Here is a 15,068-nt window from a genome sequence, read left to right on the forward strand (position 1 = left end):
TCAAAGTTAATAATCTCATGATTAAGTGCAAATGAGCCTCTCTGATTTCATAATTTCGCTAAATGATTGCATTGAAAGATATTGACCCCAAGCAGAGTATCATCATAAAAGGTGCCAAACTGCACAATCTCAAAAATATTGACGTCGTAATACCCCGAAACAAGCTGGTGGTCATCACCGGGCTTTCAGGTTCGGGCAAGTCAAGTTTGGCTTTTGATACGTTGTATGCTGAAGGCCAACGCCGTTATGTGGAAAGCCTATCGTCGTACGCACGTCAATTTTTGGGCAAGTTGGATAAACCCAAGGTGGACTATATAAAAGGTATTGCCCCGGCCATTGCCATTGAACAGAAGGTAAATTCTACGAATCCACGTTCAACTGTCGGCACGACCACCGAGATTTATGACTATCTCAAATTATTGTTTGCAAGAATAGGCAAGACCATCTCCCCCATTTCAGGAAAGGAAGTCAAAAAACACACTGTCACCGATGTGGTTCGCCATGTGGTCAGTTTTGAGGAGGGCACCAAGCTCTTGTTATTGGCCCCGATAGTGATTCCGCCAGAGCGGGAAGTATTGAAATCGCTGCAATTGTTTTCCAAACAGGGGTACGCACGAATAAAATATGATGGAAAGGTCATGCGGATTGACCAAGTTCCTGATGATATTGGTCGGGAGTTTGATTTGGTGGTGGATAGGATTGTCGTCAAGGATGATGAGGATTTCAGAAATCGCCTTGCCAATGCCATTGACAATGCTTTTTTTGAGGGCAAGGGCCGATGCGCAGTTGAAGTATTGGAAAGTGGGAAGCTGCAAACCTTCAGCAACCAATTTGAACTCGATGGCATGAAGTTTTTAGAGCCCAATGTACACCTGTTCAGCTTTAACAATCCGTATGGGGCCTGCCCCAAATGTGAGGGCTACGGAGATGTCATCGGCATCGACCCCGATTTGGTGGTACCCAATACGGCACTTTCGATTTATGAAAATGCAGTGTTTCCATGGCGGGGCGAGAGCATGTCGTGGTACCGCGACCAATTGGTGAATTCAGCCTACAAATTTGATTTCCCTATCCATAAACCGTGGTTTGAGCTATCCGAAGAGCAAAAACAATTGGTGTGGAACGGCAACCAGCATTTCACCGGGCTTCATGAATTCTTTTCAATGCTGGAGGAAAAGAGCTATAAGATACAGAACCGGGTGATGCTTTCACGCTATCGGGGCAAGACGAAATGTTCGGTATGTGGTGGAAAGCGTTTACGAAAGGAAGCCAATTATGTGAAAATCGATGGCAGCTCCATCTCAGATTTGATTGAACTGCCCATCAAAAAGTTGGTGCCCTTTTTCGAGGAACTCCAACTTTCGGAACACGACCAGACCATCGCCAAAAGGTTGATGAAAGAAATCACCACACGACTGGATTTTCTCGACAAGGTTGGATTGAGCTACCTCACCCTCAACCGAAAATCAAATACACTTTCGGGCGGTGAGAGCCAACGCATCAATCTGGCTACTTCTTTGGGAAGCAGTTTGGTCGGTTCTATGTATATTTTGGATGAACCCAGCATAGGCCTGCACCCCAAAGACACCGAAAATTTGATTTCCGTTTTGAAATCCCTGCGTGATTTGGGCAATACGGTCATCGTGGTCGAACACGATGAGGATATCATGAAGGCGGCAGATGAAGTCATTGATATTGGTCCAGAAGCCGGTACCTTGGGCGGTGAAGTGGTCGCTACGGGGACTTTGGATTCCATTTTGAAAACTGAAACGCTCACTGCATCATATTTGAATGGCTCGATGGAAATAGAAGTTCCCTCAGAACGACGCAACTCTAAAAATTACATTCAAATTGTCGGAGCCCGGGAGAACAACCTAAAAAATATCAATGCTACCTTTCCATTGAACATGCTGACGGTAGTGACCGGAGTTTCAGGGAGTGGCAAGAGCACCTTGGTCAAAAAAATACTCTACCCTGCACTGCTCAAAGAAATCGGTGGGTATGGTGAAAAAGCTGGGCAATTCACCAAAATCGAAGGTAAATATTCGCAGATAAAGCAAGTGGAGTTTGTGGACCAAAATCCCATCGGTAGGTCGTCACGCAGTAATCCCGTGACCTATATCAAGGCCTACGACGATATTCGGGCTTTGTTTGCCTCACAGAAACTGAGCAAGATTCGAAATTATCAGGCGAAGCATTTCTCCTTTAATGTCGATGGTGGTCGTTGTGAAAAATGTAAGGGCGAAGGTGAAATCACGGTAGAAATGCAATTTATGGCCGATGTACATCTCGAATGTGATGTCTGTGAGGGCAAGCGCTTTAAAAAAGAGGTGCTCGAGGTACAGTTTGAAGGCAAGAACATCAATGACATTCTGAACTTGACCATTGACGATGCCATTGCCCATTTTGAGAAACACGAACAAAAGAAAGTGGTACAAAAGTTAAAACCGTTGCAAGATGTAGGTTTGGGCTATGTAACCTTGGGCCAAAGCTCCTCTACGCTGTCGGGCGGTGAAGCACAGCGCATCAAGCTCGCTTCGTTTTTGGTCAAGGGCAGCAATGCCGACAAAACCTTGTTCATCTTTGACGAACCCACGACGGGACTCCATTTTCACGACATCAAAAAACTGTTGAAGTCTTTTGACGAACTCATTGCAAAAGGGCACAGTATTGTGGTCATCGAGCATAACATTGAATTGATTAAATGTGCCGACTATATCATTGACCTTGGCCCTGAGGGTGGTGAAAACGGCGGGCATTTAGTGGCTGAGGGTACTCCTGAAGAGGTGATGCAGAGTAAGGAGTCGCACACAGCAAGGTATTTGAAAGAGAAAATATAGAGTGCTATTTCGTAAAATTTAGGCAGGCCGAAAGAATTCAATAATACGTGAAGAAAATTGATAAAAGCACACGACTCACCAACTACCTCATAGATTATTTTGCAATTTTCTTGGTGTGGATTTTGATTGCTTTTTTCATTGATTCCTCACAAGTTAAAATCCTAATCTTCTACCTATTGTTCTTTTTTTACTACCTGATTTTAGAATCAGTACTTGGGCAAACCCTTGGTAAAATGGTAACAAGCACCTATGTGGTCAGCAAAAATGATGACAGGGCAAGTTTTTTAATGATACTGAAGAGGTCGTTAATCAGGCTAATACCAATAGACCCTTTATCTTATCTATTTGGAACAGAAAAGGGGTTACACGATGTTCTCTCGTCAACGAAGTTGAAGAAAAAATATAAGACCCCCAAGCTACACAAACTCTGATGAATGGTTAAATTTCTCTCTTTCGACTGTGCTTCGACTGCGCTCAGCATGACATGCTCAGAGTAACATGCGCACGGGGACAATTTTAGCTCCTTTCCATAGCTAGGGAAAGGTGGCCCCGACGATACTGTCGGGGTCGGAAGGGGTTGACAAAACCCACCCCAATTCCGATAATTATCGGAATTACCCCTCTCAAGGAGGGGAGCTTACCATGTTATTTTAATATAATGATAATCAATAACTTAATAATCATAAGCCAACTTTGGCACGCTGCTTGATACTATGTGGGTGGGATGTAAATAGTTGCATTCGGAACCTTAAATCCAATATTATGAAAAAGTTTGTACCCATTTTAGCAGTGCTGTTCTTGACGGCCTTTGGGGCCCAAGCAGCTGAGCGTAGCGAAGACAGGTTGGTTCCCAACTATGTACGGGGCTATGGCAACTCCTTCATCTTTGTTGAAAACGGAGTGACCTTCTCTGTATATCCCGATGGTGAATTTGATTTTTATATTGACAATCAAGTGAACGTTGGGGTTGGGGCTCGAATCGGTAATGTAGGTGTTACCTTCAATTCTGGCTTTAACTACAACCCTTTCGTACAGTATGATGATTATGGTGCGGTGATCCAAGTTGAGAACGTACCCATATTTTACGACTTCTATGGTCGTGTATCACTGATTGGTAGTGTAGATGTCTGGTACCGTAACGGTCGCGTACGACGTCTGGGTGGATTGAACGTATTCTGGAACGGTGCTGTTTTCAGCCACTATACAGGATTCATCAACAGATGGAATAGATTCTATGTGTACCGACCATTTCACAGGTGGTTTGCACGCCCAGCAGTTGGTTTCTGTACCGTTTGGAATACCCCTTACAGAAGATTTTATACTCCTGTTCGATATACCTGGTACAGACCCTATCGAAATAATTTCAGGAGGCCGATATACGATTTCGGTAGAAGATACAGCCGCTATGACAATGGCTACAGCTACCGCAATCATTCGCGAAGGTCGAAAATCTATCGCAACGACAATAGGGTTGCCGTACGCCAAAACCGTGGCCGCAGCAATAGGGACTATACCAGTCGCAATGCAGTGACCGAAAGAAGAACGGTCTCTAGGTCAAACCGTGATGGATTACGCGCCAACAGAAACCGTGTGGCCGTTGACCGTAACAAATCGGTGAAGCGAAGCAATGTCCGTAGAGGAGATGGCAATACCGTCAGCAGAAGAAGCAGTTCGGTAAATAGATCAAGCCGAGGTAATACAGTCACCCAACGCAGTGTGACCAAAACGCCTCGAAGAACGACGGTCACTAAAAAAGAGGTGACACGTTCACCAGGTAAAAGAACGGTGACCCAGCGCTCTAAGACCTATAGAAAGCCTCAAGCCAGAACCAATCGTTCTGTAGTGAGCAACAAAAGGAGCGTACAGAGGTCGTCTACTGTAAAAAGAAGTGCCCCAAAGCGCAGTAGCGTCAGTAGGAGTTCTTCGCCGAGCAAAAGAAGTACCGTGAGTAGAAGCAGTACCTCAAGAAGTAGTAGAAATGCAACGAGCTCTAGAAGCTCTAGAAGCTCAAGAAGCAGAAGTTCTAGAGTGAACAGATAATATTAAAGCAGTTTTTAGGTTGGTTAGTTGTTTGACCCCGTAGTAAGTACTTACTTGCTGCGGGGTTTTATCTTATAGCCTTTTTTCGTCATTCCCGCTCCCGATAGCTATCGGAAGGAGGGAATCTCTTTTGAGCATAAAACTGTATTTAGGGAAATCTTCAATCCCTTTCGTCATCCCAAAATTCTTCGGGATTACACCTATGCATTCCTCTCACTACGTTCGTTGGATGCAATATCTGAGGGGAGGAGCTTTTGTCTCCCCTCTAAAAAGAGGGGATTAAGGGGTGTGTAAAAATCATTCCCTTCGTCTCAAGATCTTCGAAATCAATCCGGTCACATCTTCTGAAATATTGAACCGATAGAGCATTCCCACATACATCAAGATCATCAAAGTTGACTTTAAAAGGATATTGATGATGGGGTGGAAGGGAAACTGCAAGTACCAAAACAGCGCACCCACCAACAATAGCAGGGCCAGTATTCTAAAAGTTCCCTTGGTGAAGGGAAGCATCCCGAATTTCAATTGCACGTAGCCCACTTTCAATATATTAAAGATTACAATGGCGATACAACTTGCCAATGCTGCGCCCTCAATGCCCATTTTGGGTATCAACCATAGGTTCAGAAGAATGGTCACAATGGCTAGGCAAACCCCAAAAATGAGTACTGTTTTATAGTATTTGGAATTGTACAGGATAGAGTTGTTGTTTCCCAACAGTGAATCGGCCACTTTGGCCAAACCTATCAGGCATACGACATAAAAGCCACCGCGATACGCTTCAGGAAGCAAAAGGAACAAATCCTCCACATTCAAAACAATCAGCAAAAACAACAATCCGGATGCGATAAAAAGTGTCAGTGATGATTTTTGGTACAGTGCTTTTAATCCTTCTAAATCATTTTTGTTCAGAAATTCTGCAGTCAACGGATAGGTGATTTGGTGCATGGCCCTTGAGGGAACAATGATGACCATGGCTATGTAGACAGCAACCCCATAGAAGGCGACATTTTCGATTTTGATGAATTGATTGATCATGAACTTGTCAATTTCCAACAGAATCAAAGCAGCTGAGCCTCCCAAAATAATCAAAAGGCTGTAGGTCAATATTTCTTTCGTTGCTTTCGGAAAATTGAAATCCAGTTTGGGCCAGCGCAATCGGTAGGCATATAGTTTCATGATCAAGGTCCTGAGCAGGTAAATACCGACCAAGGCCATAAAAAAGACATCAAGGCTTATGAGCTCAAAATAAAGCAGTGCCAGCAAGAGCATCGCCCCAAGCCGCGCAAACACCTCTTTCATTAAATTACCGAAAACCGACCTTAGCTGTACCTTGCCCCACGCATAGAAAACCTCGAAGTAAGCCATTGCAAGACCGACCAAGAAAACATGCCATACGTAATCGTAGACAATGGTGTTTTTTTCAGAGACAAAAGAGGCCACGGTATCGTACCCCAACCATACCAAAATGGCCAAGGGCACCAAAACCAACAATGGGCATAAAAGCATTAAGGTGAGAAAGCCGCTTTTGTCATTTTTGGGTTGGGAGCTGTAAAATTTAACCAAGGTGTTATGTGCGCCAAAAGCCATCAAAGGCATCAAAATAGCGGCAGTGGCCAATATAAAAGTCACAAGGCCGTAATATTCCGGGGACAATATCTGGGTATACAGAAAAAGCGTATTGATTGCACCGATACCAAAACCGATGTATGTAATCACCGTGTTTTGAAAGGATTGCTTTAAGACGATTCCCATGCGATGTACTCAGCTAATGATTTGGTCAGTGACCGGCGACTGTATTTCTCAATACCGCTCGGAGCGACCTGTAAACTGTTGTTTTTGTAGGCCCCGTACCAATTCAAAAGTACTTTTTTTAATCCGTTTTTGTCGTTTGAACGAAAATAGACCCCTGATTCGGTTGCTTCGACCATCTGGCCTGCCTCCCACCCCATCGGGCCAATGGCCAGTATGGGGCGCTGGGCATTCAGGTATTCAAAAAGTTTGCCTGGAATGATGCCCTTGGTTTCCTCAGCATTGATTTCTGTCAAAAGCAACACTTGTGAACGATGTTGGTATTGCAACACTTCATCATGCCCGACATATCCCAAATTTGTTACAAAGTCTGCCAAACCATATTTTTCAAGTGACTGCAGAACAGCTTCCCCTACCACCCCGATCAATCGAATGTTTAAATGTTCACCAAGAGCTTTATGCTCATGAACCAAGTCTTGCAGTACGTCCCAAAGTACTGTGGGATTTCTATCCGTCAACAAGGAGCCGATATGCGATATGGTGAACTTTTCATCCAACGTACCGGCTTTCGCAACAAGTGGCTCAAAACCATTGGTGATGACCTTGATGGGTTTTTGGGTGAGTGCCCTGAACTCATTTTTCGTTGTCCCACTGGTCACCACGATCTTATCGCAACTGATGAGTACCTGATGTTCCAACGCTTTGTGCTTTTGTTGTGATGCCTTGGTGAGCTTAAGTTTTTTGTGGTATCCGATGGATGTCCAAGGATCTCGAAAATCGGTCGTCCATTGAATATTGGGGAATTGCTGCTTCAGTTGCAACCCAATCAAATGCAGGCTATGCGGCGGCCCTGTCGTGATGATACTTTGGATATTTTCTTGTTGGATGATTTTGGAAAGAAAACTGACAGACGGCCTTACCCACGATTTTCGCGCATCGGGAATAAAAAAGTTGCCCCGTATCCAAAGCAATAATTTATCCAAAGCGGATTGTTTTTCCTCTTTGGGGATGATTCCAGAGCTGATGCGCTTTGTTTTTTTGGTGGATAGAAAAGAGGCCCATCGATACGGTTCTGAAATCGGTTGTTTTAAAATTCGCAGGTTTTCAGGAATGTCATCCAACATCGATTTGTCAACAATGGGATAATCGGCGTTCTCTGGAACATAGACAATGGGCTCGTAACCAAACTCAGGAAGGTACTTTACAAATTTCAGCCACCGCTGTACCCCTGGGCCACCTGCTGGTGGCCAATAATAAGCGATGACCAATACTTTTTTCACTTTTTTTCTGATTCCCGTTTTGGTTTCCAAAACGAAAATACGATTCCCCCAACAATCAACAAGCCCAACAAAATATTGCTGGCCAAGGCGATTTGGCTGCCTGTCTTAACAACTTCAGGTTCAAACTTGAATTCAATGGTATGGTTGCCTGCGGGAGTTTTCATTCCGCGAAGTGCATAGTTGACACGAAGATGGTCAACTGGTTTCCCATCCAAATAGGCATTCCAACCATGGGGATAGTGCATTTCAGAAAAAACGGCAAAGCCCTCATTCAGATTGCTGTATTCGTATTTCAGGGCGTTGGGCCGATAATCCGTCAGTTGTATGGTCGCCATAGAATCAACAGCATACGACAATTTGGTGACCCTGGGGTATTTTTGGGTATCGACCACAGCTTCCATCTCGCTGTCGAAATTTCCCAATTTCTTGATTTCGGCATCCGCACTTTTTACGGGAATGATTTTTGAGACAAACCATGCGTTGCCATTCGCATCGGGATTAACAGCGGGGAAACTCCTTCCCTCCTCATCTTCTTGAATGATGTATTTGGCATTCAGCATGTTCAAGACCTGCAAATTGTTATTGTAGAGGTGAAACTCGAACAAATCTTGCAACCGTCTTGGTTTTGCCGCATGATACCCGCCCAAGGATTGGTGAAAATAGGAAGTTCGTGAACCGTTCAGGCCTTCATTGGGGTCAAACACCCTAAAAATGGAATCGTCGGTATTTATCTGTTCATCGATTGGTGATGCCTGAAATGGTCGCTCGACCCTACGTTGGCGCACAAAATCGTCTTCATTTACATAACGCTGGGCAACACCAACAAGGTCAAATACAAGTAAGAGCCCGAGTGCAATTACAGCAATGTTTCTGTTGATCTTCTCTTTGATGAACAACCACAGCACAAATGCTGTCAACAATACGTAAATGATTGAACGCAAGCTGTCACTAACATATACCGCTTCACGGTCTTCTACAATCATTTCCATCAGCGGTGCGCCAAAATATTGCTGATAGGTCGCATCACGCAACCCCTCAAAATCAAAAAGTCCTTTTGCCAACAACAGCAACACCCCAAGGGAAGCAACGATAATCGTAGAAAGTTTCAAGGCATTCAACTTTGCCTTTTTCTTGACGGATTTTCTAAAAAGCTCGCGCATCCCTAAAATTCCCAAAACCGGAATACAAAGCTCCAATACCACCTGAATTGATGATACCGCACGGAACTTATTGTACAACGGGAAATAATCGATCATAAAATTGGTCAAGGCTGGAAAGTTCTTTCCCCAAGACAGCAATAGCGACAACACCACACCGCCCACAAGCCACCATTTTCGTCTGCCCTTGACCAGAAAAAGCCCCAGAACAAACAGAAATATGACTATGGCTCCCACATAGGCCGGGCCGGCCACAATGGGCTGATTGCCCCAGTACAATGGTAAACTGGATGAAAATTCGAGAGCCTTCGTAGGCGAAAGTCCTTGTTGTGTCAAATATTCATAGGCTTCGGAATCTTTGCCCAGGTCTTCACTACTATTACCGCCATACAATCTCGGCACAAAAAGATTCAATGACTCTGAAATTCCATAGCTGTATTGGGTGATATATTCTTTATCCAATCCAGTAGTAGCTTCTTTCGGACTCCCATCCGGATTTATTGTCAAATCTGATTTCCCGCGGGTACTCCAATCGGCATATTCCTTGGTGGCCATAAGGTTGGTGGCATTGGTGGCAATACCCAACAGTACGGCACCTATCAAAATTCCCACGGAAACAAAAAAATGTTTCAGTTGTTTTTTCTTAATGGCATGAATCAATTGCACCACGCCCAAAACCAAAACCAGCAGCATAAAATAATAGGTCATCTGATAGTGGTTCGCATTGATTTCCAACGCCATGGCCAGTGCCGTCAAAAGAAAACCGAGCACGTATTTTTTTCGAAAGACGAGCACAATGCCTGCCAATACCATCGGAATATAGCCCAACGCATGGGCCTTGGCATTATGACCAACTCCCAAAATAATAATCAGATAGGTGGAAAAACCAAAGGCCAGCGCCCCTAAGATGGCCAATCGATATTCTACCTTCAAACTGAGCATCAAAATGAAGAATCCCAAAAAATACAGAAAGAGATAATCGGCAGGGCGGGGCAAAAAGCGAATCAGGCGGTCAAACTTTTTAATGTAATCATGTGGATAATTGGCCCCCAACTGATAGGTGGGCATACCGCCAAAGGCACTGTTGGTCCAGTATGATTCATTACCTGTGGCTTCCTTAAAGTCATCACGCTCTTTCGCCATGCCCTTGTAAAGGGCGATATCAGATTGGTAAATGGCCTTATCCTGCAATACGGGATAGAAATAGGCTAATGCGGCGACCACAAAAAAAACGATTACAAAAAATACGTTGAGAAATTCCTTAACGGAAAGGTTCATACCTTATAAGTTACTGGTCATTGGGTGAATGTTTCATGAAAACAACAGCAAAGTAACGAATAACTTAATAACAATTTGTGAAAATATTTGCTCAAGCAGCAGTCAGCCAGCTTTCTAAAAATTAAAGGTGATTTTAAGATTCTAACCCCTAATTGTCACTCAATCTCTTCAAAATCGATGTATTCGCCAACTTTTTTTGAAGGATTTGACTTGCGATGTGATTTTCTCTTCACCGTGGTCGCATCGCCATGGTCAGTGGTATCGGAAGTGTTTTGGTAGTGCCCAAACTGCTCTTGAAAGCGTTCTTGGGTCTTTTTGGCGGCATAATTCAGTATTCTTGGAGCCAACCATTTCAAGGTCAATTTGAGTCCGTAGTATACTAATATGAGGATTAAAATCGTTTGTAATACAGCCATTTTCGCTTAATATGATTCAAAATTACATTGTTGGTCTCTCAAAAACCTTTTATGTATCATAAAATAGTATTAAAATCAATTTTAAAGGCGTCTCAATGGCTTACCCTTTTATTCATTGCAGTACCCTCGATTGCCATTTCGCAGTATACCGACGTGATCAATTCAAACCGGCCAGGGCTCTCTGTAAGTGCCTATGCAGTTGGCAAAAATGTGGTACAGGCTGAATTTGGCCCCTTGTACGAACAGCGTGACCATGCCGACCTCAATACGACATCCAATATTTTTGGAGCGGATTTATCCCTACGATACGGATTGCTGTTTGAAGAATTGGAAATCAACTATGAAGGCACGTTTGTGAGCCAAAACATCAGTTTTGACAACTTTGACCTTGAGGAACGCCGCACGGATTTTTCGCGCAACCGATTGGGATTAAAATATTTGATTTACGACCGCTACAAAAATGACAAGCCCAACCTCTATAGCTGGCGTAAAGACAATTTATTTCAACTAAGGAATTTGATTCCCTCTGTATCTTTGTACGGCGGGGCAACCTTTAATTTGGGCGATAATCCGTTCTACCCTGAGGACCCGACCATATCGTACCGCGGTATGGTGGCCACACAGAGCCGACTGACCCCAAGATTTGTGTTGATTACCAATGTGGCCTATGACCGTATCTCGACCGATTTTCCTGAGCTGAGCTATTTGGTGTCGTTGCAACATGCCTTTCGAAATCCGAAATGGAGCGTTTTTGTCGAACACCAGGGCATTGACAGTGACCGTTATTCCGATTTGCTGTTGCGTACGGGCGTTGTCCATTTGTTCAGTGAAAACTTTCAGGCCGATTTCAACCTTGGGGCCAGTTTCAAAAGCACCCCTTCCCGGATTTTTATTTCCACGGGGTTTTCATATCGATTGGACTTCCATAAAGACGAGTTGAAACCAGTGCAACAGCAACAGCCAAAAAGCAAGATTGGGCGAAAAGCAATGAAAAAACGCAAAAAGGGACGCAAAAAGAATAGAAAGAAAGACAAGGTTGATTTTTAATCCTCTCCAGTAAGTCCCCTCTCCAGTTGGAGAGGGGACTTTTTTCTCCTGACCAGAAGAATCGAGAAGTACATTTACCCAACTTACCCTTACATTTACATTCAACTTCTAAGACATCGATTGAATGATTACCGTTAAAGAGGCTACCACCAAAAAAGATTTAAGCCAGTTTGTCAAGTTTCCCTTTAAGCTCTATAAGGGCAATCCCTATTGGGTGCCCCCCATCATCAAGGAAGAATTGGAGAGTTTTGACACCGATAAAAATCCCGTTTTTGAAAATGCCCAGGCCCAATTTTTCTTGGCTTTTAGAGATGGTCAGCTAGTGGGTCGTGTTGCCGCCATCATCAACTGGCTCGAAGTCAACGAACAGGGCCTTAAAAAAATGCGTTTTGGTTGGTTTGACTTTGTGGATGATTTGGAAGTTTCAAAAGCACTTTTGGATAAAGTAGTTGAAATCGGGAAATCCCACGATTTGGAATACATGGAAGGTCCTGTCGGGTTTTCAAATCTCGATAAGGTCGGGGTACTAACGGATGGCTTTGACCATATCGGCACCATGATTACCTGGTACAACCACGCCTACTACCCAAAACATTACGAACATTACGGATTCGTAAAGGAAAAAGGGTATCTAGAGAACAAATTCAAGGCTGCTGCGGCCGACCCTAAATTGTTTGCAAAGGCCAACCTGCTCATCAAAAAAAGGTTTGGCCTGCGCGAGATGAATTTTACCAAAAGCAGTGACATCATGCCTTGGGTAGATAAAATGTTCGATTTGTTCAATGAGACCTACTCGAAACTCTCCTCTTTTGTCAAAATTACCGATGTACAAAAAGAATACTTCAAGAAAAAATACATCGCTTTTATCAATCCCGAATACATCAAATTTGTGGTTGATAAAGAGGATAACCTGATTGCCTTTGCCATTGTGATGCCGTCATTTTCAAAAGCGCTGCAAAAGGCGAACGGTCGTTTGTTTCCGTTTGGATTTTACCATCTGTTGCGGGCAAAAAAGAAAAGCAAGGACGTTATTTTTTATTTGATAGGAATCCATCCTGAATACCAAAACAAGGGGGTCACAGCCATCATTTTTAACGAATACTACCATACTTTTTCAGAAAAGGGTATCGATAACTGCATCCGCACCCCAGAGTTGGAAGAGAATGTCGCCATACGCCAAATGTGGAAGCATTTTGACCCTGTGACCCATAAAAAACGGCAGACATATCGACAAGACTTGTAACATTCCCTTATACATAACCACTAATAATTAAGAATGTGTTATTATGGTGAAAAACCTTCGTCTTCTAAAAAAAGGGGTTCCATTTTTAATCGTTGGTATACTCTTTATCGCACTTATCCTTTTGATACAAAGTCAGAAAAATACGTTGACCAAAGAGCTTTCCCTAGCGATTACATTAGACTTATTATTGACGATACCGCTGTTCTATTTTTTAGCGATACGAAGAGCATCCATCCCGAAAATTACGATAATACCCATTATGATATTGGGGCTTATCATTGGCTCACTAACATTGCCCATTGAGAATCAAAACTACCTCAACCTTTTTAAAACATGGTTTTTGCCCGTAATTGAGTTGACCATTTTCAGTATGTTGGGTTTCAAGCTTGTTCAGGTCACAAGAAGTTTCAAGAAGGAGAAAAATAAAACCCGGGATTTCTACGATTTGATGAAAAGTGTGAGTGCCGAATATCTACCAAAAAACATTGCTTCGCTGTTTGCTACAGAGATTGCCATGGTCTACTATGGATTTTTACACTGGAAACCTCTCAAATTAAGTGACAACGAGTTTTCATACCATAAGAATAGCGGCACACCGGCGTTATTGCTAGCATTTATCTTGATAATAGGTGTTGAGACCTACATTTTGCACATACTACTAATGAAGTGGAATTCGATAATTGCTTGGCTTTTAACCGGATTGAGCATTTACACGGCAATACAGTTTTTTGCTTTTGCAAAATCACTCTCCAAAAGGCCCATCAGTATTACTGATAATTTGGTTATACTCAGGTATGGAATTATGGGGGGAGCAGAAATCAATGTATCCAACATTGGGCATATTCAATTGACCACCACCCCATTTCCAAAAGAAGATGGGTTTAAAAAACTATCTTTTTTAGGAGAGCTTGACAGCCACAATGTGGTCTTAACGGTCAAAAGGAAAAGCTTTTTTAGTGGGATTTACGGCATAAACCAAAAATTTAAAGCACTTGGTTTTTATGTTGATGAACCTGAACAATTCAAAAAAATGCTGGAAAGCCATCCGTTTTTCGATGCTAGCACGAATAAATAACTCCCAAGAACTTGCACTCTTCCTTCCAAAAACATCTTGAAGACCAACTTTCTGAAGAAATCAAGCAGAAATCTCACGTATCGGGAGGTGACATCTCAAACGCCTACAAAATTGATACTGCAAAAAGCACATACTTCGTAAAAAGTTCGTCTGATGACCAAGCTTTGAAAATGTACGAAGCAGAAGCCAAGGGGTTACAACAAATTGCAGCAACCAAAACCATAGCGACACCGAAAGTCATTACAAAAGGTGAATTTGAAGGCAGTGACTACTTAGTATTGGAGTTTATCGCTTCCAAAAGGCCAAATCTACAAGATTTTGAACGATTGGGAGTCCAATTAGCTTCGTTACACCAGGCAAAAAATGATGCTGTTTTTGGTAACGATCACGACAACTTTATCGGCAGTTTGCCTCAGTGTAACAAACGGCATCAAAATTGGGCTGAGTATTATGTGCAAGAGCGTTTGGTGCCCCAATTGCACATGGCAGAGCAGAAATCATTATTGACAATAGCCCAAATTCCTGAAACTGAGATACTGTTAAATCGGTGTCGGCAATTGTTAGGTGAAGTGCCCCCTTCCCTGCTCCATGGCGACCTGTGGGGCGGCAACTATCTTATTACTACTGATGGCACGCCCTATTTGATTGACCCAGCGGTCTATGTCGGGCATTCTGAAGTGGATATCGCTATGACAAAGCTATTTGGTGGTTTTGGTGAATCGTTTTACAAGGCATATCATGAGATCATTCCGCCGAATGAGAATCAATCCGAACTTACAGATATTTACCAGTTGTACTATTTACTGGTACACCTAAACCTGTTTGGCAGTTCTTATTTAGGTTCTGTACTGCGGATTTTGAAGAAGTATTTTTATTGATTCGAATAACACCCCTACCAAAAGCACGCTTTTGGCCGTCCCCTCAAGGGGACAATTATACC

At 43.1% G+C, this 15,068-nt stretch carries 10 protein-coding genes; 6 read left to right on the top strand and 4 right to left on the bottom strand.

What is annotated here, in order from left to right; genetic code table 11:
* The first annotated feature begins 62 nt into the window (after positions 1 to 62).
* Together uvrA and AAAH86_RS05315 are read left to right on the top strand one after the other, a co-directional pair.
* Positions 63 to 2,840 carry an excinuclease ABC subunit UvrA gene (gene uvrA, locus AAAH86_RS05310; RefSeq protein WP_343486476.1) on the top strand — a complete coding sequence of 926 codons (2,778 nt, stop codon included), beginning with the start codon at positions 63 to 65 and terminating at the stop codon, positions 2,838 to 2,840.
* Between the two features lie 762 nt (positions 2,841 to 3,602).
* On the top strand, positions 3,603 to 4,880 hold the full coding sequence (locus AAAH86_RS05315) for a hypothetical protein (RefSeq protein ID WP_343486477.1): 1,278 nt from the start codon (positions 3,603 to 3,605) through the stop codon (positions 4,878 to 4,880).
* A 297-nt stretch (positions 4,881 to 5,177) separates the two neighbouring features.
* Here AAAH86_RS05315 and AAAH86_RS05320 read toward each other — a convergent pair whose 3' ends face one another.
* The 4 genes from AAAH86_RS05320 to AAAH86_RS05335 form a co-directional block, all read right to left on the bottom strand.
* Complete coding sequence (locus AAAH86_RS05320) at positions 5,178 to 6,635, bottom strand: oligosaccharide flippase family protein (protein WP_343486478.1); 1,458 nt, start codon at positions 6,633 to 6,635, stop codon at positions 5,178 to 5,180.
* Positions 6,620 to 7,912: a glycosyl transferase family 1 gene (locus AAAH86_RS05325; protein ID WP_343486479.1), complete on the bottom strand. Its 1,293-nt coding sequence runs from the start codon at positions 7,910 to 7,912 to the stop codon at positions 6,620 to 6,622. The genes AAAH86_RS05320 and AAAH86_RS05325 overlap by 16 nt, the downstream gene beginning before the upstream one ends.
* On the bottom strand, positions 7,909 to 10,347 hold the full coding sequence (locus AAAH86_RS05330) for a YfhO family protein (protein ID WP_343486480.1): 2,439 nt from the start codon (positions 10,345 to 10,347) through the stop codon (positions 7,909 to 7,911). Before AAAH86_RS05330 ends, AAAH86_RS05325 begins: the two co-directional genes overlap by 4 nt.
* Before the next feature lie 155 nt (positions 10,348 to 10,502).
* Positions 10,503 to 10,763, bottom strand: coding sequence for a DUF4834 family protein (locus AAAH86_RS05335; protein ID WP_343486481.1), 261 nt, complete (start codon positions 10,761 to 10,763; stop codon positions 10,503 to 10,505).
* A 51-nt stretch (positions 10,764 to 10,814) separates the two neighbouring features.
* Here AAAH86_RS05335 and AAAH86_RS05340 point away from each other — a divergent pair, with 51 nt between their 5' ends.
* The 4 genes from AAAH86_RS05340 (at position 10,815) to AAAH86_RS05355 (ending at position 15,006) form a co-directional block, all read left to right on the top strand.
* On the top strand, positions 10,815 to 11,810 hold the full coding sequence (locus AAAH86_RS05340; RefSeq protein WP_343486482.1) for a transporter: 996 nt from the start codon (positions 10,815 to 10,817) through the stop codon (positions 11,808 to 11,810).
* Positions 11,811 to 11,934: 124 nt separating this feature from the next.
* Entirely contained in the window at positions 11,935 to 13,053 is a 1,119-nt protein-coding gene (locus tag AAAH86_RS05345; protein ID WP_343486483.1) for a GTP cyclohydrolase, read from the top strand.
* A gap of 43 nt (positions 13,054 to 13,096) precedes the next feature.
* Positions 13,097 to 14,128: a hypothetical protein gene (locus AAAH86_RS05350; RefSeq protein ID WP_343486484.1), complete on the top strand. Its 1,032-nt coding sequence runs from the start codon at positions 13,097 to 13,099 to the stop codon at positions 14,126 to 14,128.
* An 11-nt stretch (positions 14,129 to 14,139) separates the two neighbouring features.
* Positions 14,140 to 15,006: a fructosamine kinase family protein gene (locus AAAH86_RS05355; RefSeq protein WP_343486485.1), complete on the top strand. Its 867-nt coding sequence runs from the start codon at positions 14,140 to 14,142 to the stop codon at positions 15,004 to 15,006.
* Positions 15,007 to 15,068: the final 62 nt, after the last annotated feature.

The sequence above is a fragment of the Allomuricauda sp. d1 genome (assembly GCF_039592695.1).
Classification (GTDB): domain Bacteria; phylum Bacteroidota; class Bacteroidia; order Flavobacteriales; family Flavobacteriaceae; genus Flagellimonas_A.